Raw genomic sequence first — 26481 nt, forward strand, 5'->3', positions numbered from 1 at the left:
ACCACCGCCATTGCCCAATGTGTGCGGTTTTCCGCATACGTTCTGAAGTGTTCTCCCTCTCAGCCGGCGCTCCGCCTAAGTCTGGCCAATTTAAGAGTTTTATCTCTCACCCACCGCTTGTATAGGGCAGCATTGTTGCACTTTTTGCAGGACTTCTCTATTACTGTTACTGGCTGGGGTACATTGTTGCATCATTTGCAGGAATTATGGTGTTTAGAGTCAGTTAGCGCTGGATTTGTTGCAATTCATGCAAGATTTCAACATAAACCGTTCCTATCGAACAGTATTGCTGCAATTCGTGCAGGATTTCTCAATTAATGTTACTGGCTGTGGAGCAATGGACCCTTCCCTTATCGCAGCACCCATTGTATTTGCTTTTTCGCATACATTCGCCCGCATACATTCGCCTGCAAACCGCTGTACCCGCCCATTGTATTCGCTTTTTCGAATATATTCGGCCCGCATACAGACAGCAGCCCTCCCGGAGTTCTTCCTCCGGCGAGGGCTGCATTTTTGAACTTATCCCTTATAATGCTCGAAAATCCGTCTGCGCTTCTCCCCGTCCGGGTCATTCACCACAAGCGAGGATTGGTCAAATATCATCGTTGCCCGCGTCTTCGGCGTGTACTGCGGCCAATCCAGTCCCGGCGCTGCCGGATCTCCACTATGGGCGAAGGCAGTCCAGGCGGTCTGCATCGCCTCGGCCACTGCCTCCATCTCCGGCGTCACGCTCAGGCCATACTGCTTCAGCAGCGAGAGGTTGTTGAAGACATACAGAATCTCCGCGCCGTGAATGGCTTTCTCCAGCAGGGGATGCCCAGCCACCGTCCAGTCGAAGCGGTACATCCAGACGGGGGCATGCCCTTGCTGCTTCTCCGCAAACGAAATCGAGCTGGCCCAGAAGAAGAGGTCAGTCAGCACCTCCGCCTGTCCTTCCCAGGTCTGGCTGTAATCGGAGGTCAGCTCGGAGAGGTCACCCACTCCCATCAGCTGCTCCAGCGCTTTGAGCGATTGCTCGAAGTTATCCGCCTTCTGCCCCTCCCGGAAGAACAGATTGCCTTCGTGCAGATTCGTTCCGATCAGCACGGGAATGCCGCTGGCCGCTCCCGCTGCGATGGCCTGTACCGGCTCAACCGGCAAGGTGCCCGGCTCAACAACCGGCTGGAAAAACATATTCATCGAATCTCCAGACAGCTTGTACGCCATCCGGCCTGCGGCTTCCATGATCTCTCCGGCCGACAGCGTATGCAGAGGCTGCGTATCGCCGCCGGGCTGAAGGCCCAGCTCTGCCAGGAAAGCGGCGGCAATCTGCCCGCCCTGCTGAGCGTTCAGTGTCTGCGCCGCCCCGCTCTCCATAATGGCCTGGCCGAACAGTCCCTTCGCCGCAGGCATCGCGAGCAGTGCAGCAATACTCATGCTCCCTGCTGACTCTCCGAAGACTGTGACACGCCCCGGATCCCCGCCGAATGCAGCGATATTCTGCTGCACCCATTCCAGGGCGGCAATCTGATCCAGGAGGCCCAGGTTGCTGCCCAGTCCTCCGCCCAGCGGAGACAGATGCAGGAAGCCGAGCGGACCCAGCCGGTAATTCACGGTAACCACCACGACCTTCCCCGAGACGGCCAGCTTGCTGCCCTCGAACATCGGCTGGCTGCCTGCGCCGGTAACGAAGGTGCCGCCGTGAATCCACACCATCACCGGCAGCGCTTCGGTCTCCTCCGCAACCGCCGGGGACCAGACATTCAGATATAGACAGTCTTCATCATAAATAGGGGTGGTGCCGCCGAACCGCGTCCCGCTGGTGCTGACCGGCTGCAGGCTGACCGGTCCGAACTGGACGGCCTCCCGTACGCCGCTCCAGGACTCCGGCGGCTGCGGTGCCCGGAAGCGCAGCTCTCCAAGCGGCGGGGCAGCGAACGGGATGCCGCGCCACACGTTCACGCCGTTTCCCGCTTCTCCCTCCAGTTGCCCATAAGCTGTATTCACCAGTTGTCCTGTCATTGCACTCATTCCTTTTCGCATTATTCCTCAGTCTTTTCTTCGATGACTCTGTAGAGCCCGGAGCGGAAGCGGAACCACTGGAAGATATGGGTCATTACCACCTTAAGCACGGCGTAGCCCGGCACCGCAAGTATGATACCGAGTACACCGAACATTTTTCCGGCAAAAATAATCACAAAAATAATCGTAATCGGGTGAATCTTCAGTGATTTCCCCATAATCTGCGGCGAGATGAACTTCCCTTCGATCAACTGGACCGCTGTCCAGACAATGACCATCTTCAGCAGCATAAACGGTGAGGTCACCATCGCCACAATCAGCGCAGGGGTAATCGCAATGGCTGGTCCCAGATAAGGAACTACAGCCGTACAAGCGGCAACGATCGCCAGAACCAGCGAATACTCCAGCCCGATAATCAGATATCCGATATAGAGCAGTGCTCCGATGCAGCAGCTGACAATAATCTGGCCGCGGATATACGATGCGATCTGATTGTTCATTTCCTGCATCACCATCCGGGACTGCGGCCGCAGCGCGGTAGGGATGAGTCTCATCAGATAGTCGGGCAATCTTTTGCCGTCGCGCAGGAGATAGAAGAGAATGAACGGTGTAGTCACTACAGCCAGCACAATTTCCGTCAGTGTTCCAACGAAGCTGCCTACGCCGCTGACGGCATTATTCAGGAAGGCGGTGGCCCAGGTCGTCACCTTGCTGGTGATATCACTAAGGTCCGTACCTACACTCGACTGAATTTTATTGAACAATTCACTGCCGGTAAGCTGGACGAACTCCTCCTGAATCTGATCACTATAGACGGGGAAATTGTCAATCAGGCCCATGAGCTGGGTGCGGATGATCGGGATGACCATCAGCAGCACCAGCGTAATGATCCCGATAATAATCAGATACAGAATGACAATGCCATATGCACGCTTCACCCGGCTTCTCTTCTCCAGACGGTCCACCAGCGGATTCAGCAGATAGTAGGCGATCCCTGAGAGCAGCAGCGGCGCTGCCACCGTATGCAGAAGCACAGACAGCGGCTTGAACACAAACGGAATCTTTGAGAATACGAGTATTGTTAAGCCTACCAGCAACGCAATCAGCAGACCTACCACAAACTTGTTGTTCAGAAAAAACTTCTTAAATTTATCCGGCCATACCTGCCGTCTATCCATATCCTGCCGCCCCCTAGCTGCAACTCTTACCTGTTAAGTGTGATTATTTGCACTATGTATAAGCATAGTAACCCTGTGGCTGCAAGTCAAATCAGGGAGGCCTTCTTTTACAGCGAACCGGGACAGCTTACTGAAAGCGCAAATCAACAATACTTCCGGTCCTCTTGAAGCCCACCGACTGATAGACCTTATTGGAATCGGGATTCGCCGCATCGGCATAGAGCATGGGCGTTATGTCCCTGCTGAGCAGCTCAGCACACAGGGCAGCTACGGCCGCACTGGCATACCCGTGCTTGCGGAATTCATGCGGAGTGTACACCTCATTAATCCGTGCATGTCTGGCAGACTGATGAGCCAGATTAACCATGGACACCGGCTGGTCCTTGTCGATCCACAGACGGAGCTTGCCGGACTCCGTGACCGCCCCGGCATAGTCCAGATGATCCTCCGGTGCACTCTCCATACCGAAGCAATCCTGCACGAATCCGGCTAAATACCCGGCGATGAGCGGAATATCGCCTGGCTCCGCCTGATGCAGCTTCCCGCTGACACCATGCGGCAGCTGCACCTGCGGGCAGTGATAGGCTTCCATCATCATCCGTACCTGGTAGGTCTTTCCTGTAAGCTCGCCGTACGCATCGGCGAACAGCTTCCCTGTCTCCGGCGTTCCGTTAACCCCCGGTAATCCGCGGTCCTCCAGCATTTCCGCCAGCTGCCGGACAAGGGAACAGCGCCTCTCTTCATCCAGCTCCGGCGATAACCATAACCACGAGTTGTACCCGCCGTTATGGGCGAAGATCAGATCATTCTCCTCCGTCTTTAGCCGCATCGCTTCCTGATCTCCCGCGATCTGATGAATCAGGTTATATTCTACCTCTTCCTGTATGAACAGCCTGCTGTGCAGCACATCATCCTCCGGCCCGAAGCTTACAAACATTGGGCTTCCCCCTCTTTGACTTTTCTATCTATTGTAATGCCCCCATTGGAAAAAATAAACAGCCCGCAGCCGGAATTATTCCGTCAACGGGCTGTACTAAGCCTCTTATGTTATTTCTTCTTCTTCCCTTTGGCACCCTTCGGGGTCGCGGCCTTGAAGCCTTCTTCATAGGTATAGAGCAGATTCTCTTCGAGCTGTTCTCCCTTCAACACCTTGCGCACCAGGCTTTTGGCAGTCTTAGGGGTGACATCCCTGTACCATACGCCTTCGGGGTAGGAGATCACCACACAGGCATCCGAACATCTTCCGTTACATCGGGTTATTGTTGTATGTATCAGCGCGTCTGCCCCTTGTTTCGTAATCTCATCCTCAATCGCTTCCGCTACCTCTTCGCCCTTGTGCTTCTTGCAGTCACTTCCGTTACAGATCAGCAAATGGCTGACCGTTCCTTGCAGATTCCAGGTTGTCATGACAGTTCCGCCCCCTTCAATTACAACAATAACCTGCTTGCCCTATAACCCTAAACTCTAACCCCCTTTTCGGGGATCGTCAATAGAAGGAAAGGCTGTTATACTATCATTGAGAATGATTATCACCCATGAAAAGAGTGACTCAAAATATGCAGACGCGAAATGCCGGCCGTTCATTGCCTAATCCTCACAGCTTTTATATTCCGGTACGTGTAATGGCACTGGATCAAGCCTCCTTTAACGGGGACAATCCCACTCAGCCCTTCACCTCATTCCTGGTGGTGATCACCAGAGGAAGCGAAGTCATCGAGCTGGATGGCGAACGCATCCGTCTATCCGGCGGTCATATTCTGTACAGTGACAGTTCGGTGGATATCACGCTGCCCCGCAGCCATAAGCTGCAGGGTGTATGGATTGAATATGCGGCGATCTCCGGCAACATCCGGACGTTCAGCCCGCTGAACCATCGTCAGCCGGTCCGAAGCTGTCCGTCCCACGTAAGCACGCTTGCTGTGCAGCTTCTTAGCGACTGGAACCAGCCGGAGCAGCGCAAGCCGTTTGCCTTGCAAGCTCTGTTCACGGAGCTGCTCAGTGAGCTATATGACAGTTCTGCGGAGTACGCAGAGCCACCCTCTCAGTGGATTGACCGTATCCTGCAATATATAGAATCCCATTATAATGAAGATTTGACGAGAGAACAGGCTGCCGGGCTTGCCGGAATCACCCCGGAGCATTTCTCCCGGAGCTTCCGCAAGTTCACCGGACAGACCTTCAACCAATACATAACGCTGTTGCGCATCCGCAAGGCCCAGCAGCGTATCCTTACAGGAGCCCCGAATCTGAGTACGCTGGCGCTTGAGGTAGGGTACAGCGAAGGAACCTATTTAAGCCGCAAATTCAAGCAGGTCGTAGGAATTTCGCCATCATCCTATCACCGTAAGAGCAAATCCGTAGTCTCGCTGAACTTTAATCATACGGCCAGTCTCCATGCGCTCGAAGTCGTTCCCAGGCTGGGAGTCTATTCGGCCTGGATGGAGAGCCTGCAGCCCGTTCCTTCCAGGAAGAAACTGCTGGATGAAGGAATCAGCTCCTCAGGTCTTTATGAACGTCTATCGTCCGCCCGGCCGGATGTCATTATCAGTTACTCCTTGCCCGACAAGAGCAAGCAGCTCCTATCCGTCGCACCGGTGATTGAGATTCCCTTCATGCAAATGGACTGGCGGGAGCAATTCCGCCTGATTGCCGAGGTGACCGGACGCCAGCCGCAGGCAGAGGCCTGGCTAAGCCTCTATGACTGGCATTGTCACCAGGCTAACCAGATGCTGGACCGGCGGATCGGTGACCGGGGGACCGCCATAGTCCTGGAGCTTGGCACAGAGGCGGCCTACTGCTTCAGCAGCAGTTACGGCCGCGGAGCACAGATTCTGTATCATGATCTTGGCTTCCGCCCACCGCTTGGCCTCGTTGCCGAGGGACTGCTGGAGAAGGGCTACCTGGAGATCGCCTTCCAAAACATTGCCCGCTACCCCGCTGACCATATCTTCATTACCTCAAGCAGGGAGGCTGCTGAAGCGCTGGAGCCGCTGCAGAGCTTACTTCACCCTGTACACCAACATCATACCGATGATTCTCCAGGCGGAAGAATCTATTTCCTGAATCAGCCCTGCATGTTCTACGGCTTCGACCCCCTCTCCTCCGAAGCGCAATTGAAGGTCCTGGTGCAGGCGCTGACATCATAAATTTACATAGCCGGACATCACATTCAGCCATAGTCTAATCCGGGCAAACTCTGTAAAGTGTTATTGAGAATGATAATCGTTCTACATTAAGGAGGCAACCTCTTGAAGATCCCGTATTTACGTTCACGCAACATCCACCTGAAGCATTGGATCGTAGTAACTCTGCTTCTGGCATTGACTCTTATGGCCTCGGCTTGTGGAAACAACACCTCTACTACCAGCAGTGGTGCTGCTTCAGCTAATGCTACTGGAGCACCCGACTCCACTCCTCAGCCGGAGAAGGCTGCTGCCACCACAGCTCCGGCTTTCCATACTGTGACAACTGTGAATGGAGATATTGAGGTGCCGGCAGCACCGCAGCGGATTGTGGCCGAGGAATATCTGGGCAGCTTGATTGCACTGGATACGATTCCGGTCGGTGCTCCGGGGCTTACACTGGAGAATGTGTACTTCAAGGAATTCCTGACAGGAGTCGCCGATACCGGCACATACGGTAAAATGTCACCGGAGAATATCCTCGCGCTGAATCCCGACTTAATTATCTCAGGCAATGCAGACAGCTATGCCGCACTCAGCCAGATTGCCCCAACGGTTATTGTGCCGTACGGTGATTTGAAGAATGCACATGAAGAGCTGACCTATTTCGGCAAGCTACTGGGCAAGGAGCAGGAGGCAGCAGCATGGCTGGCTGATTACGATAAGCGGATTGCTGACGCCAAGGCCCGTGTAGATGCAGCCGTTCCTGCCGGGGCCACCTTCAGCATTCTCGAGCATGCAGACAAATCCACCTGGGTCTATGGGGACAACTTCGGACGCGGAGGCCAGCCCATCTATCAGGCGCTGGGGCGCAAGCCGCCGGCTGGAGTGGCTGCTGAAATTATGGAGAAGCAGTGGGCTGAATTATCCGCCGAGACTCTGAGCAAGTATGCGGGTGATTATCTGGTCATCACCGACAATACCTGGACTGCTCAAGACTTCCAGGCAGACCCGATCTGGGGCAGTCTGCCGGCGGTCAAGAACGGGAAGATCTATGTATGGAAAGAAGAGCGCTCCTGGTATTATGATCCGATTGCCGTTCTGGCCCAGACGGAGGAGCTGGCCGATTGGCTGACCTCGACACCACAATAATAGAGTAATGATCAAGCTGCCTGGAGCCTTGAATGGCTTCCGGCAGCTTTTGGCGTTTACCCTATCCATTACTCGGAGATAATATCTGTAGCCCGCCTCGCCGGAACCGGCAAATCATTTTGCGGTGCATAAGGAGACCCGCCATGAAGATTATCAGCATCTATGTCCTGTTCGCTGTTCTTACACTTACGTTAATAGTCATCATTGATGTGATGTCCGGTATCAGCCTGCCTGCATCCATTCATTCACTCGGGACGATTTTTGCCACAACTACACTGCAGGAAGGGATATGTATCACGATCTTCCTGCTCCTCCCCTTCATCCAGGTAGCCGTTCATGCTTCTAAGAAGCGTCAATCCCGCCGGAAACCCTCATAATTCCTCTAACGGTACAAGCCGAACCTCCGCCGGACACGATGAACCAGCAGCAGCAGGATGGGAATCACCGCACAGAATACCGGCAGAATCGTCATCAGAAAGGTCTTCCCGTCATTCATATGCTCGGGATAATTCTGTGCGCTGACAAAAGAGCTGAACAGCATAATCACGCCTGCCGGAATAACCAGCCTGCTTGTATCGTTCACCTTGAACAGATCATTTGCTATCGCGACAGCAGCATAACAGTAGACGGTCAGCTTGAAGAATGCCCCGATAATCAGTGTAAGGACGACAAGGGCATCCAGCCGCTGGATGAAATTGGCCAAATTCACAAGGGTAATGGTCGTAAACATGGGAAAGGCGGTCCGGCTGTAGAGGTTCTCTCCCAGCACTGCCATCTCAATGGCATGGGTGAAGCTCAGCAGGCAGGCGCTGACAATAATCGCTGCGATACCTGTTTTCTTGATTTTCCGGGATTTGTTGAAGTGGGGCAGAATGGTGGTGAAGCACATTAGCTCGCCGAACGGAAAGATCAGGATGCTGGGATAGGCTGATTTCAAGGCTTGCTTATAATCGCCCATATGAAGCGGAAACAGATTTCTGTACTCCACCAGCCCGGCTGAGATTACAGCGGCAATACAGATGCACCCCATTATGATCACGATCCACAGGACAATTTCGGCGGTCCTGGCGAACACTTCTATCCCTTTTCTCAGAATATACATCACAGCAATAATCATGATGGAATTAATAATCAGAATCGGGGTTTTGTCATAGGACGCCGAGATCAGCAGATCCCCCGCCTCCCGCAGGTTTCTCGATCCGTTATAGAGAATCACCGGCAGGAACAGCAGACTTACCGGCCAGCCCAGCCATGGCCCTAGAATGGTGCGTATATAACCGCTTATAATCTGGTTCGGGAACTGAAGATAGAGATGTGCGAACACCAGATACAGCAGGATGCCTCCGGGAAGGGCAAACAGAATAGCGAGCCAGACAGAATGGCCGCTCTCTAAGCCGATGGGGACAAGCACGGCAGTCCCCAGCTCAAACAAAATGATCAATGCAAGCAGCTGATTGGGGCCGATCAATTCTTTTTTCATAACATAAATCACCTAGTTTCTGCGGTTAAGCCAATTATTTACCTTCGGGAATATAGGGTTTCAGACTCATGCCGGTACTGCGGATGTAAGCCATGATCTTAAGGTCCAGCCTTCCTTTAGCAAAGATTGAGCCCCAGTCCCCGTCCAGTGCCGCCCATTCCTGCGGATTCGTCCTTTTCAGCTCATTGCCGAAATTGAAAATATCACTCTCAAGCTGCTGCCCCTTCTGAAAAGCCTGCGTGACGTCGATCCTCGTCTTCTTCTCCAGCCCCCGTTCAAGCTTCATGATTTCTTCCCGCTTGCTAAGATCCACGTAGCTGTCCGTTTCATTGACGCTCCCCTCCTCCGCAATTGTCACATGAAAGACCGGAAGTCCCCCCTCCATCGTGATCTTTACTTCCGTTCTGGAATAGATGATATTGACGGCTACGGACTCTTTTTTATCATCCGCATCAATATTGATCACTGTTTCTTCTATCTGGTTAAGCAGCCACTCGGTTCCCCGTGCCTCTGAGTCCTTCATCCAATAAAGCAGCTTCCCCTGCCTAAACACCCCTAGCCCGTTCATCACCGTCTCGGTCAGGGTCTCAGACCCTTCCAGATTACTTTTCTTCTTCCCTTCCTCAGCGTCCCCCTTGATCTTCACCGCATTGATCGTCAGATCGCCTTCTCCTGTAATGCCGTGAATGACATCGAATACGCTGATCGGCCGGTTCTCCCCCCAGACTCTGGAGGTATTCTGCGCTTTTTTGACCAGCCCCAGAGCCGGGAGACTCTCTACAGGGGTCAGCAGCTTCAGGACGGATGCGGCATCGCTGCCGCGGGCGACCAGTATTTCTGAATTGAGCCGCAGCTCATGGGACCGCTCGAAGATGTCGAAGATATCGTTAATCCCATCCCGCGCCAGGGACTCTCCAAGCACAATAAGCTGGGTGTGGGCAAAAAAAAGCTGGCGGGTCACATGCTTCGACGCCCGCCGCAATGCGCCGAACATCGTTTTGTCGGTGGCCGACACCACCACTACAGCAGGCTTGCCGCTTCCGGGAGAGTTACTTGTAGATGTTGAAGACGGATTGACCAATTGAAAGGTGACCCGGTATTCATCTGTCTCCGGGACAAGATCCATCCCTATGCCGCTTACGATGGCCAGCTCATTCAATTCCCGGCTGTTCCAGCAGCCGCCAAGCGGCAGGATCAGCACCGCTACGGCGATCAGGCGCAGCAGCCCCTTACCCTTCATCAGATTCCCTCCCGGCGGCCTCTTTCCCTGCGGGAGAGGCTGAAGAACGGCTGCTATTGTTGACCAGCCGCTTTCTGAGCCTCGTGAAGCTCTGTGGGGAGCGGATGAAGGTATCCTTCAGATTCCCCGGAACGAAGGGACCGATAGGAGTCATGTAAGGAACCCCGAGCGAGCGCAGACTGCACAGATGGGCAATCAGCATAATAGTGAATATGGCAATGCCATACAGCCCCATAAATGCGGCGATTGCCATGATAAAAAACCGCAGCATGCGGATGGAGAGCGCCATGTTGAAGGCAGGTGTAGCAAAGCTGGAAATTCCTGTGAGCGAGACCACAATTACCATCGCCGGCGAGACGATCCCTGCTTGAACCGCTGCTGTCCCGAGCACGAGACCGCCGATGATGGACACAGTCTGGCCGATCGGCGAAGGCATACGGATCCCTGCTTCCCGGATAATCTCGAAGGTTACCTCCATGAGAACCGCTTCAACAAAGGCAGGGAACGGCACCCCCTCCCGCTGTGATGCCAGATTGATCAGCAGCGGGGTTGGAATCATCTCCTGATGGAAGTTCAGCGCAGCGACGAAGATCGCCGGACCATACATCGAAATGACCAGACACACAAACCGGAGCATCCGGATCAGCGAGGAGATATCATACCGCTGGTAGTAATCCTCCACCGTATGAAAGAACATGAAGAAGGTGGTAGGGGCAATCAGGACAAACGGGGTACCGTCCACGAAGATAGCTATCCGTCCATCCAGCAGATTGGCTGCCACACTATCCGGGCGCTCCGTATTGAATATGGTGGGGAACGGGGAATATTTATTGTCCTCTATGATCTGTTCGATATATCCCGACTCCAGAATCATATCGACCTTAATCTCCTGAAGCTTGTCCTTGAACGCTTGAATCGTCTCTTCATCAGCAATGCCGCGGATATACATAATCGTGATATCAGTGTGGGTGACATCACCCAGCTTCATCGTTTCAGTCCAGAGGTCCGGGTTCTTGATGATTTTGCGGACCAGGGCAATATTCGTGCTGATGGTCTCCGTGAAGCTTTCTTTGGAGCCGCGGATAGCGACCTGGGTGCCTGCCTCCGTAACCGCGCGGGATTCCCCGCCGCAGGTACTTCCACTAATGCCTCCCCCCACTCCGTTCACCAGAATAACTGTATCACCCGAGAGCAGCGCCTCCAGCAGCCCGTTAATATCTGTAACCAGCTTCTCCTTGCCGATACTAAGGGCATTCTCTTTAATATAGCTGTAGACTTCTTCTGGAGTTACCGCAAGCCGCGCACGATCATTCAGAGCTTGAAAGGACATGACATGCGAGATATAATCATCGACCATCACTCTGTCTGTTATGCCAGCGATATATACTGCAGCCACATGGGCTGTTCTATTAATTAATTCATAGGTGCGTATAACCAAATCGGGGCTGTTCCCGAGCCTTGCTTGAATGGTACTGATGTTGTCTTCCAGCTTAGGGGAGACCGGCGAATTTATATTCTCCATATCCGCACCTCCTGGCTCTTACTATTCGCCCGCTATCCTTTTTTTATACAGCATATGGAATATGTAAAAGCAGAACAAGCTGTCCCCGGTACGGAATAATCCGTATTAGGGACAGCTTGTGCAAATATAGCTTATGATATAACGCCGATACACCGGCTGTTATCTCTAATGGAGGAATGCTAGTGGTTATCTGCTACGCCAAGTGCTTTGTTCTTCTCCTTGAACCGGTCATTATGGGAGGAGACGTAGGCTACCTTCTCAGCGGTAGGGTCCATGTACAGCTTCGCGCTGTTCAGGGCAAGCACCGCATCGGTGAACGTTCCGGCAATGAGCCTTACCTTGCTCTCATGATCCACGAAATCTCCGGCAGCGAAGATACCCGGGAGATTCGTCTCCAGCTTCCCGCTGACGTTCGCACACCACTCTCCCATATCCAGCCCCCAGTCCTTCAGCGGACCGAAGTCGCTTCTCAGCCCGTGGTTGACAATGACGGCATCGACCGCAAGCTGCTCATGCTCCCCGGTCTGAATATGGCAGACGGTCACCTGATCGATCTGCTCTCCGTCACTGCTGTGCAGCTGGCTTACCGCACAAGGCACACGCACATCCACCGAGGAGGCCTTCATCCGGGCAATATTCTTCTCATGCCCGCCGAACTGCTCCCGGCGGTGTACCACGGTTACACTGGCGGCAATCCCTTCCAGCTCATTCGCCCAGTCCACTGCGGAATCGCCGCCGCCCGAGATCAGCACCCGTTTGCCGCGGAAGGGCTCCAGCTCCTGTACCGTGTAGTGCAGGTTCGTCACCTCATAGCGGTCCGCGCCTTCAATCTCCAGCTTCGCCATCTGCAGAATACCGTATCCGATGGTGAGAATAACGGTACGGGTCCAGTGCTGCTCGCCTGTGGCTGAGGTCAGGATATACGTTCCGTCCTCCTGGTAGGCCTGGTGAACAATCTGCTGTCCAAATACAATGGTAGGATCGAAGGTGCGTGCCTGCTCTGCCAGCTGGTCAATTAACTGGCGGCAGAGAATAGGTGTTACTCCTCCGACATCCCAGATCATCTTCTCGGGATAGATCAGCATTCTGCCGCCCAGCTCATCCTTCGCTTCAATCAGCTTGGTCTTCAAATCCCTCATTCCGCTATAGAACGCTGTATACATGCCTGCGGGGCCGCCGCCAATAATCGTCACATCGTATAATTCCATTGATTCATTCATTGATATCCCTCCAAAGTCTGGTTGTATTTAAGATTTGGTACGGGCCAGAAGATACAGAAAGTATGGAGCGCCGATGACAGCTACCACAATGCCGGTAGGAATCTCGGACGGCTGCAGTATTCGCCGCCCGATCGTATCCGCCGCAATAACAAGCAGCGCGCCGATCAGCGCTGAGGCGGGCAGCATCAGCTGATGCTTCGGTCCGACCAGCCGCCGTGCCAGATGCGGACCGACCAGCCCGACGAAGCCGATGCCGCCGCTGACCGCTACGCTGGAGGCCGCAAGTCCGACCGCTGCTGCCAGCAGTCGGAACTGCTCTCTGGTCACATTAGCACCGAGTCCTGTCGCTGTCTGCTCGCCCAGATTAAGTACATTCATCACCCTTGCCTTGTAGATGACATAAGGCAGCAGAATCACAATCCAGGGCAGCAGGGACAAGACAAACTTCCAGCTTGTGCCCCAGATGCTGCCCGCCAGCCAGGTGGCAACGAACTGATACTTGTCCGGGTCAAGGCGAAGCGTCAGCACAATCATCGCCGCACTCATGCCCGCCGCCACAGCTACCCCGGTAAGCAGCAGCCGGATCGGCGAGATGCCCTGATGCCGCTTGTAGGCAAGACTGTAGATCAGAGCGGCAGTACAGGCCGCCCCGGCAAAGGCCACCACGGGCAGCAGATAGACCGGTGCCGCCGAGGTCGTCGGGTAGAAGGAAATCAGCAGCATGACCATCAGTCCGGCCCCGGCATTAATGCCGAGAATGCCCGGATCGGCCAGATCATTGCGGAAGACCCCCTGCATCACTGCGCCGGATACGGCAAGTGCGGTACCAATTAACAGAGAAATGACAATCCGCGGCAGGCGGAACTGGAACAGAATCAGCTCCTGCTTCTCCGTTCCCTTGCCGACCAGCGTATCCAGCAGTTCAAGCGGAGTAAGTCTTATGTATCCTGTATTCACACTTATAATGAACATGATCACAATCAGAACAGCCAGCACGCCGATCACCCTGAGGCCATGCTTACGCCTTGCATCTTCTGAAGAAATTATCTTATGGCTCTGCATCTTTACAGCTCCCTTCTTTCTTTTCGGGCCAGATACAGGAAGAACGGTACCCCAATCAGCGCTATAATCGCACCCACCGGCGTTTCATGCGGCGGATTGATCATCCGGGCGGTGAGATCGCCCCCGACCACCAGCAGCGCACCCAGCACCGCAGAGCAGGGAATAATCCAGCGGTAATCCACACCGACCAGATAGCGGGTCAGATGGGGGATGATCAGGCCGACGAACCCTACAGCTCCTACTACAGCTACAGAGGCTCCGGCCAGAATCAGGACAATCAGCGTTCCTGCCAATTTCACCAGCCCTGTACGCTGCCCAAGCCCCTTGGCAATATCCTCACCCAGGCTGAGCATTGTAATCGAACGGGACAGCACAATGGCTCCGAGGATAGCCGCTATGACCCATGGAGACATGATCTGCAGCTGGAACCACTTCGTTCCGGCCAGACCGCCGGCGTACCAGAAAGCGAGATCTTGTCCGATCCGGAAATACAGAGCGATCCCTTCACTTAGCGCCGAGAGCAGCGCACTGAGGGCAGCACCTGCCAATACGAGCCTGGCCGGGGTTAGCCCTCCCTTCGCCAGTGAGCCTACTCCATAGACAATTCCCGCTCCCGCTCCGGCGCCAACGAAGGAATAAAGAATGAGATACATGAACGGCAATCCCGGAAAAAATGCAAAGCAGACCGCCAGCGCAAAGCCCGCTCCAGAGTTAATGCCCATCAATCCGGAATCCGCCAGCGGATTGCGGGTCATCCCTTGCATAATAGCTCCTGCCACAGCGAGGCCGGCTCCCACCATTACACCGCCCAGCACACGCGGCAGCCTAAGCTCGCGGATGATCTGATGGTCGGTAATATCGGGATTGAAATGAAAGACTGCGGTCCATACGACCGACAGCTTAATATCTGCGGCCCCGAACGATACGGATATAGCAATACCAAGCGCCAACGCAATCAAGCCGCCAATAAGAATTAGTGTTGCCGCCCAGGGACGGGACCGCAGCTTCAGCCGCTCTGCCTTCTGATCCAGCCCGCTCCCGGACACTTCCTGATGATTCATGAATGTCACCTGTTTCTTTGAAATTGATTCTCATTATCATTATAATATTGTAAAGGAACAGGTCAAGGTTTGGCAATGGACAAAAAAAATAAACAAAAACAGCCTATCCTCCCGGTTCCATCCTGTTAGAGATGTAGCTGGAGCATAGGCTGTCAGATTGGCTGTTATTTGATTTCTATACATTCTGAAGCGTACCGCCAAATATTTTGCGGATGTACCCTTGCAGCTTGCCGATATGCGGCACGAAGAGGCTTTTGTCATATACGTAATTAGATTGGGTTACCAGCTGTGAATAGAGCTGGAAGAGGATGGCAGCGAGTTCCCGGTCAATCTGCCGCTCATGCTCCATCAGAGCATACGTCTCATCCAGCGCCTCATAGAGCTGAAGCAGAGCCGCTTCATTAATGGTCTTACGGCGCAGCGGTACAAGAATATCCGTAGCAATTCCATCAATCCGCAGAATAACAGCCGCCAGTCTCTCGTTCACTCGATTCTCCTCCTGCAGTGACTGAATGGTTAAGCGCTTGCTTATTACCATCCTATGTCTGCCGGTCCCCTCGCATGCCTGTACAGCGGAATCAGCTACCTCGTGTAATCCTCGTATACGTCTCTCTTGTTCAGCTTGGAGTACATATATTCATCATTCTTCAGCTTATAGAGCTGGCCCATGGCACCAAAGATCAACAACAGCACTACAATCAGACCATAGGCATAGGTAAACTGGTTGAAATAGAAGCACAATACAATGGCTGCAAAGGTCATAAGCAGCAGTACAAGTGCGATCCGGCTCAAAATTCTCTTCATCAGGGTTCCTCCGCAGAAAGTTTTAATCTAAATGTATCATAATCTGCGTACGAATCCTGTCGAATCCTGGAAGCTAGATCAATTTCGAGAGTACCGTTCCCGCCAGCAGCTCACCGAGCGTCTTATCGAGCGGCAGCGGCTTGTTGCCCAGACAGGTGCGGAGCGCGGTCAGCAGCACACGAACATCATATTTACTCGGATGGACGGGAATCACTTCTTTTTCCAGCTTCAAAAGCTCATATACAGCCATCATCGCGGAGCGGACCGAATACTCCACCGTGAACACACAGTCATCCGGGACTTCGGCAAACTGGCCGAGGAAGGCCAGATTCACACTGCCCTGCGGCACGACCTGCGGACGGTCGCCAAGAACACGCGGCATGAACTGGGCAGTGATATAAGGCATCATACAAGGGATGACATTCGTGGTATGCTCCAGAATCTCGGGAATGCGGTCCGCAAGCCCCATATGGTAGCACAGTTCCTCCAGCAGCTCACGTCCGGTGCAGTCGCTCATTTTTTTCTTAATATAGTCGCCCTCGGCATCCGGGAACAGGCCATACGCCCACAGCACCTTCACATTGTCCGGCTGGTTGATGAAATGCGGCTGCTTGGGTGCGGTCCAGGACATCATCCAGCTGGAGTCTTTGATCGTCACCACCCCACCTATGCCGGGAGCATCTCCCGTCAGTTCCAGCAGATAAGGGAATACAATCTCATCATCGGTAAAAGTCATCGTGAATGACAGCCATTTGGACTTGTCGATATCCCCGCAGAACACCTCGGGACGGCCGAAATCCGGGGACTTAGCAGCAAGCTTGCCCCAGAGGCTCCAGCAGCCGCGTTCTGTAACGGAGCGGTTCAGCACCGCCGGATGGTCCAGATCGCCAACGGTAGAATTCTCTGTCATTGAGCCGTTCGTGACCATGACCAGATCCCCGCGTGTCACCGGAATCGTCTTCGGCGAACCGTTCACCAGCACCTGAATCGCGGTTACAACCTTCTCATCCCCCTTGATATCAAGCTCCAGATCCGTGACCTGGTGCCCTTTGTCAAACTGAACGCCCTCACGCTCCAGCCACTTCATCAGCGGCAGGATCAGCGAGTCGAACTGGTTGTATTCGGTGTGCAGAATCCCCTTCAGCTGGTTCATCCCGGAGATCAGGTGCATGAACCGTTCCATATAACGCTTGACCTCAACCACACTATGCCAGTTCTCGAAGGCGAACATGGAGCGCCAGAAATACCAGAAATTCGTCTCCAGGAAGCTCGGATCAAAAAACTGCTCAATCGTCACCGCGCCCAGTCTCTCTTCGGTAGCCAGCGTCAGCTTGCCTAACTGCAGCGCATGTGCGGTTGAAAGTCCAAGCGAGGAGAAGTCGGCGGGGGTGCCTTGCTTTTCAACCAGACGGCAATGCGATTCAATCGGTTCTGCCAGGTTCAGCTCCCGGAATGCATCCAGCACCGTCCGGTCCGGATTGCTCAAGGAAGGGATGAAGCCGAACAGCTCCATGAAGCATTCGAAGTGCTCTTCAATCTCGCGTCCGCCCCGGGCGCTGTAGCCGTCCTTGGCATTGCCCGCCCCGTCCATGGAACCGCCGTATATAGATGATTGCTCCAGAATATGAATATTCCGGCCGGGCATCTGCCCGTCACGGATCAGGAATGCCGCCGCCGACAGGGAGCCGATTCCTCCTCCGACGAGATAAGCCTTGCGTGAAGCGATGCCTTCCTGTACCTGCGGATGAATTCTTTGATATGTACCCATGTGTCCTCTTCCTTCCTTGATCAGGGGATAAGTGCCTGCTAACTGCCTTCACTATACCCGCCGTGAATCAGGGATTCTATGGACAGCCGGACGCTACTGTCTAGGGATTACACATCCGCCGGACATTGTGTCATTACTTCGCCGGGTGCACCGCAGACTGATAATGCTCAAGCCCCCGGGCAATGCATCCGTCCATAATCCGCGATACCTTGTCCACCACTCCGGCCGGATCTGTATTCGCTCCTGCTCTGAGCCAGTGGATCACCTGTTCAAGGATGGCCAGCGTGTAGAAATCGGCTATATCGAGTCTGGCCTGTACTCTTACAGGTTCTGGGATCTGCTCCTGTCCAGGCCACGCCTGCCTGTCCAGCTCCTCCACTACGCTGATCATGACGCGGTAAATCACTCCGTACAGGAATTGCTCCAGATGCTCGCGTCCCAGCGAATGGAAGGTATTCAGACAGATGGTTTTGTTATTTACGGTATAGCGCAGGACGCTTAAGAACCCTTGCTTCCAGCCCGCCCAGCAGCAGTATTGATCCAGTCCTTCAATTACTTCTGACTTGTAGATCCAGCCGAGCAGCTCATAGATATCCTGAAAATGATTATAGAACGTATGGCGGGTCACCCCGCAATCCGCTGTGAGCTGCTGGATCGTTATTTTATTCAGCGGCCTTGTGAGCATAAGCTTCTTCAGGGACCGGGCTAACGCGTTCTTCGTTAAAAGTGAATTGGACATTTCTTCCTCCTAAACATTCGGATTTGATATTCCAATTATAACCATTTACGAGTTTGTTTTCACCCCGTCTGCTTCGCAGCCCTTATTACTCGCGCTCGCCAAGCCTGACCGCATAGGTCTTATATCCTTCTTCACTAATCTCCAGACAATTCAATTGCTCCCCGTACACACAGCCGCCGTCGATGCCTATTTTGTCACCCAGCGGACTGAACCAGACTCCTGCCCCGTCCTGCAGATCTACCGTAGAGGTATGACCGAATACGACCGTCTTCTCCGTAGAAGTAACAGGATGATTGTAGAAAGGCTCCCGAATCCAGATAAAATCATACTCCCGCTGGGTCCGCCAGTCGGCAAGGGAAGGATCAATGCCCGCATGAACGAACAGATGGGTCTGCGTCTCATAGTAATAGGGCAGCGAACCCAAGAAATCCAGGTGCTCCTTATACTCCGTACGCATGAACCGCTTCATCTCTGTATAGTCCCTCCAGCCTGAATCCGGGTGCAGCAGGACCGAATCCCGGCCTCCGCAATAGCTTAGCAGGGTGTGGAATCCCCCATTCGTAATCCAGTGGGTATCCCGCTTATCATCCTCTCCCGCCAACGCATCGCAGGCCATCTGATCATGGTTGCCCCGCAGCACAATAACCCCCTCTGCCTCGGCAAGCCGCTTCACCTGTTCCACGACCGCCCTACTGTCAGGTCCTCTGTCCACATAATCGCCCAGCAGGATCAATTGATCCCTGGAGGGGTTATACTCCGCCCGGCGGAGCAGCAGGTTGAATTCCTCTATACAGCCGTGGATGTCACTGATTACTAATGTTCTGATGCCGCTCTCCTCCTTTTTCAGTTGAAACTATTATACTATATAGAGCATCAGGCGCACTCCAGAGCTGAACTTGCAGCATGGTCGGCGCTGCGGTGAACATTTGGCCCACGCGCCTCACACTGACCGATTGTATTCGGTTTTTGACATACATTGGTTTTAACACTCCTGCTCCACAACAAACTGAATTAATAATTTTCTAAAAAAACAAAAAGAGGTTCACCCGCCAAGCGTTCAGCTTAGCAGGGAAACCTCCTGATTACATTCTATTCCGTCCGTGCGGATGACGGGTGCTTACAGGCTGTCCCGCAGCGCGGTCCCAGCGCCAAGAGACGTCATGACCCTTCAGATGCAGGCCGCCGAACCATTCATCGATACTTTGCAGCTGTAAGCGGTCGGCTGCTCCGGCCAACAGTTGCTCCCCCCATCCAGTCAGCGTAACGCTGCGGTGCAGGAATTCCGGTACTTCCCTGTAATCTGTTAGCTCTGACGCACCCTCGATTTCAAGCAGCGGCTGTTTTCCGGCTGTAAGTGTGCGCAGGATCTTCCAGTATTCCGTATCGCCCATGCCAAGCCGGTGGAGCTGATCCGTAACCTGACGGAACAGCTTAAGCGGCGTATCCATACCGCTAGCTACAGCTTGGAGAGTGGTCTGTTCGACAATGCCGAGTCCATTCTCTACGGAAGGCAGGCGGGAGAGATGGGCCATGAAGGCATCATAGGCAAAAACAAGCGTGCCCCCCGCCAGCTCCTCCCGCTTCGCTGCAAGCAGATCAGCCAGCTCGCTTGGATCGGCAGCCGCGTATGCCTCCCACAGCAGGCTCCCCAGTTGCAGCTCCTTGCGGCCAATTTTCCGCCAGGTTCCCGGCAGGGTGCTAAGCTGGGCTTCCGTCAGCTGTCCCAGACCATGGAACCGCTCGATCCCGGGGAATTCTCCGATGCAGAGCAGGCTCAGCTTCGTATTGCCCAGATTTTGCCCATTGAACCAGTGTAATAGGTAGGCCAACATACTCTGGTCGAAGAGATCATGCTCAAACCACAGCACCACCTCATCATACTGGCGGAATCCGCTAATTCTGCGCTCCTGCTCCGCACAGCCCGCCAGATATTCAGCCGCCGGAATACCCATCGTGCCCTGTAGTACCTCAGCCCGCAGCAGCCGATTCTGCTCTGCCGCCGGATCGGTGAAGATCGGACCTGCCGAATAGATCTCTCTCCACACCAGCACCTCTCCCTGGACAATTCCCCGTTTCAGCTTATCTCCCACCGTGTCACCATTCACAATATGCAGCATACGTGCTCCCCCTTCATGTAACAGATGGAATGCAGCAGCCAGATCGGCAACAGGTAAAGCGCCCTTCAGCTTGCGTCTGCCGTCATACAGCCTTTTCTTCAGCGTAGCGACGGGAAGACCCAGATACACGGAAATCTCCTGAAGCGAGTACCCGTAGAAGTAGAACAATTGCAGCGGTACCCGCAGCTTGGCGGACAATTCCAACACTGAATTGTGCAGCACCTGTGTCCATTCCCGGTATTCAACAATCTCCGCTGCACCGGGGGATGACCCGGGCACTTGCTCCGCTGCCTCCAGAGGCAGGGTTGTCTCTGTCTTACGCCGCAGCAGCCGGTGGCATTGCCTGACCACGATCGTTTTGAACCATCCCGGGAACGCGGCCGGCTCCTGAAGGCTGCCAAGATTCATATACGCCTCCAGCAAGGCTTCCTGCACCGCGTCTTCCGCGAGCTGTACATCGCTGAGCATATCGTAGGCTACTACGTAAGCCATCCCCCGCACATGCCCGCTAAGCTCCCGGAAGGCTTCGGCATCGCCCTGCTGCACTCGTTCAATCCACTGTTGCATCTGTCTACCGAACCTCATTTCTGTAAGTCTTGATCACGTTACACTACTAAGTGCCATTAAGGGGGAGAAAGGTTACAAATAAGGCTCCAGAAAGGAACAAATCCACCTATTTCATAGCCTGAATTAATTGACCAATGTTAGGTTTAAATTTTGAAAAATTAAATTTCCAAAGATTATATTTATTTTAATTAATTTTTAATAATATATGTTACTATTATTTCATTTAACCCATCATGAAGGCCAAAACTGTTGCACCGGAGGATGTCTAGCAATACCCCCTGGCCTATGTTAGCGAAGATAATACACTTTCAGGAGGCGTCACATTGAACCATAGACCCGGCATGCTTCTTCTTTCCACACTAATGATAGCAACCACACTATTTACTCCCCTGGAGACAGCTCTAGGTGCTTCGGCACCTTCTTTAACAGGCATCACAGGCCACTGGGCACAAGGCGAGGTTACAGATTGGGTTGAAAAAGGCTTCATTCAGGGATATGCCGACGGCAGCTTCAAACCGGACAATAGTCTGAAAAGATCAGAATTCATGGCGCTCATCAACCGCGCCTTCGGATTCACCGAGACGGCACCTGTGGCCTATAAGGATCTCTCTGCAAGCAACTGGGCCTACACCGAGGTTGCCAAAGCAGTAAAGGCCGGATATATCAGCGGATATTCAGATGGTACCATCGGTACCGGCAAGACGATCAGCAGACAGGAAGCCGCAGTGATCATCAACCGGTTGTTGAAGCTGGATGCCGCTAAGACCGGTGCTCTTTTCAGCGATTCCAAGGATATTGCCGCCTGGGCACTGGATTCTGTCAATGCCGTGGCTGCGTCAGGAGTCATGAAGGGTTACTCGGAAGATAACAGCTTCAGACCCGGCAGGGATATTACCCGTGCGGAAGCCGTAGTGTCCTTAACACGCACCAAAGTTATTGAGGAGGCTCCAGCCAGTACTCCTGGAAATGGTGGAGACACACCTTCAGCAACCACCTCACCGGCAGCTAGTCCAACAGCCACACCAACTGCTACACCTACGCCGGTTCGGAGCACCTATGTCCCTTCCGATCCAACGGCTGCGCCTACAGCTACACCAGTAGCGACACCAACACCTACAGTAATACCTACACCAGTTCCTACACCAGTTCCTACACCAGTTCCTACACCAATTCCTACACCAGCTCCTACACCAGCTCCTACGCCAATTCCTACACCAGCACCTACTCCTAATCCAGGCGATACGTCAGCCCCTTTACTTACCAGTGTGACCCTTGGAGCGGTTACTGTAGGAGATAATGTATACGGAACAAGCAACGAAGCGGGTTACTTGTATCTGGTCCCCTCCACAGTGGCCGGAACTGCAACCGGTCTGGATGATTCTGTTCATGCTGCTCTGGGTAAAAAGCTGGCGGTAACCGCCTCCGTCTATTCCCCGCTGAATACGCAAGGTCTGCCTGCCGGTCATTATGTTGTGTATGCTGTAGATGGCTCCGGCAATATCTCGGCCCCTTCCAGCACGATTGAGGTTAGAGTGATTGAGTTGACCATAGGGCTTCCCGCCTCCTTGACGGAGTCCAAAACCTATGACGGCACTGCCTCAGCAGCAGTAACCGCAAATTCGCTGACCGGTGTGCTGAGCGGTGACGATGTTAATGTGCAGGCCTCTGCTGCCTACAACAGCGCAGCGCTTGGGGTGAACAAGACTATAACCGTTACCTACACATTAAGCGGAGCGCAAGCAGCCAGCTATCTTGCACCCGCTCCCTATATCGTGAATACGGGCAGCATCGCACTCCATCCGTTAACCATCGAAGCTACGAATTTGACCTTGGCGAAGTTCAAGGACGGAACAACAGCAGCAGCGGTGACTCCCGGACAGCTTCTAGGGGTAGTTCCCGGGGAAGATGTCACTGTGAGCGCCGTTGCCAACTATGATACATCTGCCATTGGGACGGGCAAGACCATAACTGTAGTCTATACGCTTAGCGGAGCAGATGCAGGCAATTATATTGCACCTGTGAGCTACATCGTTACCAATGGCGAGATTGACCGGGATCAGATCACACGCTCCAGAGTCTATGACGGAACTACAACAGCGGCAGTGATTGTCGGTGCTGTAACCGATATTATTGAAGGGGATGATGTGACCGTGCATGCCGCCGGTACCTATGACACTCCTAACGTGGGAGTGAACAAAATCATCACCATCTCCTACACCTTAACAGGAGCAGATGCGGGTAACTATATTCCACCAGTTAGCTACACCATTAATACAGGTATTATCACTGCTTTACAGCTCAACATTACAACACCAGTGATTACAGAATCCAAGATCTATGATGGAAATACATCGGTCCAGTTCACCCCCGGCACCCTGATCGGAGTCATTCCTGGCGATGATGTCACAGTCAGTGCAACAGCAACATACAGCGATGCTGCTGTCGGCAGCGGCAAACTCATCACTGTTGTCTACACCTTATCCGGCGAAGATGCCGGCAACTATTTGACACCCGGTAATTATATGATTTCAACAGGTGCGATTGTAGCGCCTTAAGCAGAGATCTGTGATCACATGGTATTAATAAAAGCGTCCCGCGAGCCGTGAACCGGCTGGCTGGGGCGCTTTTGTTGTAGTGGGTTGGTTGCTTAGAGCAGGCTACAAACCAGCAATAAATTGAGGTGGAATATGGTCCGCCAGCCAGATATTATGATTTCCGTGGTAGAACTTAATTCCTTCCTGTGCGGCCCGCCCGGCATCTATGGTTAAGATTACAGGACTTGAATCCTTGCGACCTCCCACCAGCTTGGCTGTATCCGTATCCACCGAGAAATGAACATACTGCCTCTTCATTGGTTTCAGTCCTTCGTGCAGAATCGTCTCTACCCATTGCCTGGCTGTTCCATGGTACAGAATAGGGGGCGGCGTTTCAGCCTGCTTGATTATTTTTCGCGGGACCGAGTGACCATACAGCGCCCTTATTCTACCCTCCGCAAGCTCATGCCGCTGCTTATCCGATGCTGCGATCATTTTGTCCAGATCCTCTGCACCGACTGCTTCCCACTTCTTGTCCTGATGCAGCGAGTGAAGCAGCTGTTCAATATCCACCCACCCCTGTTCATCCAATTCCAGTTCATATTCCCACGGCGCGTGACGCAGGGCGTAGGAAACCTCTTTGCTGAGCTTCGCATAATCCATTGGCTTTAGTCCTCCATATTCATTTGGATCTCTAGTTAGTTGCCGCAATCATCGATTGTTACGAGTTCAGCCTAATCCGGCGGATATATGAAATGCGCGGACTCAGATGCCGCTATGTGGCTGCATTTCGCTTGATTAGGAGCTGGATAGACAAGATAAGCTCCACTGAGTCCGTTTCAGCTCTAAAAAGAGACATTTGGGCCGAATAAGGGAATCTGAGTCCGGGTAGCACAATGATCGTGGTGGTACTTAGTCTCACTGTGAGCGCACGCAAAAAGCCGCCCCTCTAAGGGGCGGCCCGCCTTGCACCCGTCACTGTACATCACATACTTAACTCTTGCTAAGCACTACAGTTAACCCGACTGCTGTATCGGACGTACTGAACTGTTGCCTCTACCTAATGTTTCAACATACCCGCTGCGACCGATGCCACTCTACGGTATACGCCACCCGCTGCTGCTTATCAACGGCCATATCAGCCGAGACGCGCTGTAACTTCCACCCTTACTGCGCAATCTGCTCGCGGATGTTCGCGAGGATCTTCTTCTCCAGCCTCGACACCTGCACCTGCGAGATACCGAGGCGGCTGGCGACTTCGGACTGGGTCTGATCGCGGTAATAGCGCAGATACACGATCAGACGCTCGCGCTCGCTTAGAGCGCCGATGGCCTCGTTCAAGGCCAGCTTGTCGAACCAGCGCTCCTGCGACTCGTCGGCGATCTGGTCGATCAGCGTGATCGGATCGCCGTCGTTCTCGAAGACGGTCTCGTGGATCGAAGTCGGCGGCTTGTTGGCTTCCTGGGCGAAGACGATTTCTTCGGGCGTGACGCCCAGCGCTTCGGCCACTTCACCGATGGTCGGGAGGCGGTCGAGCGTTTTGGACATCTCATCCTTCATCTTGCGCACCTTGTTGGCCATCTCCTTCAGCGAGCGGCTGACCTTAAGCGTGCCGTCATCGCGGAGGAACCGCTGGATCTCGCCGATAATCATCGGCACCGCATAGGTGGAGAACTTGACCTCATAGCTGAGGTCGAATTTATCAACGGACTTCAGCAGTCCGATACAGCCGATCTGGAACAAATCATCCGGTTCGTATCCACGGTTCATAAACCGCTGCACCACCGACCAGACGAGGCGGATATTGCAGTTGACCAGCGTGTCGCGGGCCGTATGGTCCCCTGCTTGACTGAGCGCGATTAGACGTTTGACCTCCGCATCGTCCAAATAGGTCGGCGGAGCTTTTTTTGATTCTGCTTCCATGGCTCCAACCCCTAATTGTATAAAGCTTTTTTCGAGACGATGGTTTTCTTCATGGAGATTGAGGTTCCGCGTCCCGGTTCGCTGATAACCTCGAATTCATCCATGAAATTCTCCATAATGGTGAAGCCCATACCTGACCGCTCCAGCTCCGGCTTCGAGGTATACAGCGGCTGCTGGGCCAGCTCCAGATCCTCAATGCCCCGGCCCTTATCCTCAATCGTCAGGTGCACGGTCTCATTGTCGAGCGAAGCGGATATACTGACAACGCCAGCGGGATCACTGTCATAACCGTGAATAATACAATTGGTGACAGCCTCCGAGACTACCGTCTTCAGGTCATTCAGCTCCTCCATCGTCGGATCGAGCCGGGAGACAAAGGCCGCCACTACGACACGCGCGAACGATTCATTCTCAGACAGCGCAGCAAATTGGACACTCATGAAGTTACGGGCTTCGCTACTAGTCATAACGCGACCTCCAAATCCGAGAGTGCAGAGCTCTCGTCGTCATATAGGGGCATGATTTTGAACAGGCCCGACATTTCCAGCAGGCGCTTCACAGGCGCTGTGGCATCGCAGACTGCCATTTTGCCGCCCTTACTGCGGATCAGCTTGTACCGTCCCAGAATCACTCCGAGACCCGAGCTGTCCATGAACTGCAGCTCCTTCAGACTCAGGATCAGATGCTCCACCTGGCCCCGCATAATTGCTTCATCCATATCCATACGTACATAATCGGCTGCGTGATGATCCAGTTCCCCGGACAACCGGACAATCAGCACACCCCGGTGATGCTCCATCTCCACATGAGAATTCATGCTTGCCACTCTCCTCTTCGTTGCTTGGACAACCGCCCTGTAACCATTTCTTTCCCCTACAAGGACAAGGTTTCTACACCGCAATTGAGGATTCCTGCCTCACGACAAAACTAGAAGAAAACTCCTAAGAACTTACACAAAGCCCCTAGTTCAATCTACAAAAAGGAACAAATC

Annotated in this window: 24 protein-coding genes; 4 read left to right on the forward strand and 20 right to left on the reverse strand. The window is 53.5% G+C overall.

What is annotated here, in order from left to right:
- Positions 1-519: 519 nt before the first annotated feature.
- The 4 genes from C162_RS23200 to C162_RS23215 all read right to left on the reverse strand — a co-directional run bounded on the left by C162_RS23200 (position 520) and on the right by C162_RS23215 (position 4586).
- A complete protein-coding gene (locus tag C162_RS23200; protein WP_036698236.1) occupies positions 520-2001 on the reverse strand; it encodes a carboxylesterase/lipase family protein in 1482 nt (493 codons plus the stop codon).
- A gap of 20 nt (positions 2002-2021) precedes the next feature.
- Positions 2022-3179 (reverse strand): AI-2E family transporter, encoded by a 1158-nt coding sequence (locus C162_RS23205; RefSeq protein ID WP_036698238.1) that lies wholly within the window; start codon positions 3177-3179, stop codon positions 2022-2024.
- Between the two features lie 127 nt (positions 3180-3306).
- Positions 3307-4116: a GNAT family N-acetyltransferase gene (locus C162_RS23210; protein WP_036698239.1), complete on the reverse strand. Its 810-nt coding sequence runs from the start codon at positions 4114-4116 to the stop codon at positions 3307-3309.
- Positions 4117-4226: 110 nt separating this feature from the next.
- A complete protein-coding gene (locus tag C162_RS23215; protein WP_036698240.1) occupies positions 4227-4586 on the reverse strand; it encodes a (2Fe-2S) ferredoxin domain-containing protein in 360 nt (119 codons plus the stop codon).
- Between the two features lie 149 nt (positions 4587-4735).
- On the opposite strand from C162_RS23215, the gene C162_RS23220 reads away from it, so the two are divergent.
- The 3 genes from C162_RS23220 (at position 4736) to C162_RS23230 (ending at position 7830) form a co-directional block, all read left to right on the forward strand.
- Complete coding sequence (locus C162_RS23220; protein WP_051493863.1) at positions 4736-6325, forward strand: helix-turn-helix domain-containing protein; 1590 nt, start codon at positions 4736-4738, stop codon at positions 6323-6325.
- A 102-nt stretch (positions 6326-6427) separates the two neighbouring features.
- Positions 6428-7453 (forward strand): ABC transporter substrate-binding protein, encoded by a 1026-nt coding sequence (locus C162_RS23225; protein WP_442792471.1) that lies wholly within the window; start codon positions 6428-6430, stop codon positions 7451-7453.
- Positions 7454-7596: 143 nt separating this feature from the next.
- Complete coding sequence (locus tag C162_RS23230) at positions 7597-7830, forward strand: hypothetical protein (protein WP_036698241.1); 234 nt, start codon at positions 7597-7599, stop codon at positions 7828-7830.
- A gap of 5 nt (positions 7831-7835) precedes the next feature.
- Here the strand turns inward: C162_RS23230 and C162_RS23235 are convergent, their stop codons facing one another.
- From C162_RS23235 to C162_RS23290, 12 genes are all read right to left on the reverse strand, one after another.
- Complete coding sequence (locus tag C162_RS23235; RefSeq protein WP_036698243.1) at positions 7836-8933, reverse strand: GerAB/ArcD/ProY family transporter; 1098 nt, start codon at positions 8931-8933, stop codon at positions 7836-7838.
- A gap of 34 nt (positions 8934-8967) precedes the next feature.
- Complete coding sequence (locus C162_RS23240) at positions 8968-10173, reverse strand: Ger(x)C family spore germination protein (protein ID WP_036698244.1); 1206 nt, start codon at positions 10171-10173, stop codon at positions 8968-8970.
- The gene (locus tag C162_RS23245) at positions 10163-11695 is read right to left on the reverse strand and encodes a spore germination protein (protein ID WP_051493864.1); all 1533 of its coding nucleotides are present in this window, start codon (positions 11693-11695) and stop codon (positions 10163-10165) included. Before C162_RS23245 ends, C162_RS23240 begins: the two co-directional genes overlap by 11 nt.
- A gap of 179 nt (positions 11696-11874) precedes the next feature.
- Entirely contained in the window at positions 11875-12915 is a 1041-nt protein-coding gene (locus tag C162_RS23250) for an NAD(P)/FAD-dependent oxidoreductase (RefSeq protein ID WP_036698246.1), read from the reverse strand.
- A gap of 27 nt (positions 12916-12942) precedes the next feature.
- Positions 12943-13977, reverse strand: coding sequence for a FecCD family ABC transporter permease (locus C162_RS23255; RefSeq protein WP_036698247.1), 1035 nt, complete (start codon positions 13975-13977; stop codon positions 12943-12945).
- Positions 13978-13979: 2 nt separating this feature from the next.
- On the reverse strand, positions 13980-15038 hold the full coding sequence (locus C162_RS23260; protein WP_036698249.1) for a FecCD family ABC transporter permease: 1059 nt from the start codon (positions 15036-15038) through the stop codon (positions 13980-13982).
- Positions 15039-15213: 175 nt separating this feature from the next.
- Positions 15214-15525, reverse strand: a complete 312-nt coding sequence (locus C162_RS23265; RefSeq protein WP_036698250.1) for a hypothetical protein — start codon at positions 15523-15525, stop codon at positions 15214-15216.
- A 95-nt stretch (positions 15526-15620) separates the two neighbouring features.
- The gene (locus C162_RS23270) at positions 15621-15842 is read right to left on the reverse strand and encodes a hypothetical protein (RefSeq protein WP_036698252.1); all 222 of its coding nucleotides are present in this window, start codon (positions 15840-15842) and stop codon (positions 15621-15623) included.
- A 73-nt stretch (positions 15843-15915) separates the two neighbouring features.
- Positions 15916-17610, reverse strand: a complete 1695-nt coding sequence (locus C162_RS23275; protein WP_036698253.1) for an oleate hydratase — start codon at positions 17608-17610, stop codon at positions 15916-15918.
- Positions 17611-17743: 133 nt separating this feature from the next.
- On the reverse strand, positions 17744-18349 hold the full coding sequence (locus C162_RS23280; protein WP_036698255.1) for a TetR/AcrR family transcriptional regulator C-terminal domain-containing protein: 606 nt from the start codon (positions 18347-18349) through the stop codon (positions 17744-17746).
- 85 nt (positions 18350-18434) lie between these two features.
- The gene (locus C162_RS23285) at positions 18435-19196 is read right to left on the reverse strand and encodes a metallophosphoesterase family protein (RefSeq protein WP_327196392.1); all 762 of its coding nucleotides are present in this window, start codon (positions 19194-19196) and stop codon (positions 18435-18437) included.
- A 235-nt stretch (positions 19197-19431) separates the two neighbouring features.
- The gene (locus tag C162_RS23290) at positions 19432-21033 is read right to left on the reverse strand and encodes a sigma-70 family RNA polymerase sigma factor (protein WP_036698258.1); all 1602 of its coding nucleotides are present in this window, start codon (positions 21031-21033) and stop codon (positions 19432-19434) included.
- A 323-nt stretch (positions 21034-21356) separates the two neighbouring features.
- Between C162_RS23290 and C162_RS37375 the strand changes: the two genes are divergently transcribed.
- The gene (locus C162_RS37375; protein ID WP_051493865.1) at positions 21357-23588 is read left to right on the forward strand and encodes a YDG domain-containing protein; all 2232 of its coding nucleotides are present in this window, start codon (positions 21357-21359) and stop codon (positions 23586-23588) included.
- Between the two features lie 102 nt (positions 23589-23690).
- Here the strand turns inward: C162_RS37375 and C162_RS23300 are convergent, their stop codons facing one another.
- The 4 genes from C162_RS23300 to spoIIAA all read right to left on the reverse strand — a co-directional run bounded on the left by C162_RS23300 (position 23691) and on the right by spoIIAA (position 26307).
- Complete coding sequence (locus C162_RS23300; RefSeq protein ID WP_036698260.1) at positions 23691-24230, reverse strand: RNA 2'-phosphotransferase; 540 nt, start codon at positions 24228-24230, stop codon at positions 23691-23693.
- 504 nt (positions 24231-24734) lie between these two features.
- Positions 24735-25490: an RNA polymerase sporulation sigma factor SigF gene (gene sigF, locus C162_RS23305; RefSeq protein WP_036698262.1), complete on the reverse strand. Its 756-nt coding sequence runs from the start codon at positions 25488-25490 to the stop codon at positions 24735-24737.
- A gap of 11 nt (positions 25491-25501) precedes the next feature.
- On the reverse strand, positions 25502-25957 hold the full coding sequence (gene spoIIAB / locus C162_RS23310; protein WP_036698265.1) for an anti-sigma F factor: 456 nt from the start codon (positions 25955-25957) through the stop codon (positions 25502-25504).
- A complete protein-coding gene (spoIIAA, locus tag C162_RS23315) occupies positions 25954-26307 on the reverse strand; it encodes an anti-sigma F factor antagonist (protein WP_036698267.1) in 354 nt (117 codons plus the stop codon). Before spoIIAA ends, spoIIAB begins: the two co-directional genes overlap by 4 nt.
- Positions 26308-26481 lie beyond the last annotated feature (174 nt).

Source organism: Paenibacillus sp. FSL R7-269, assembly GCF_000517865.1.
Taxonomy (GTDB): Bacteria; Bacillota; Bacilli; order Paenibacillales; family Paenibacillaceae; genus Paenibacillus_AQ.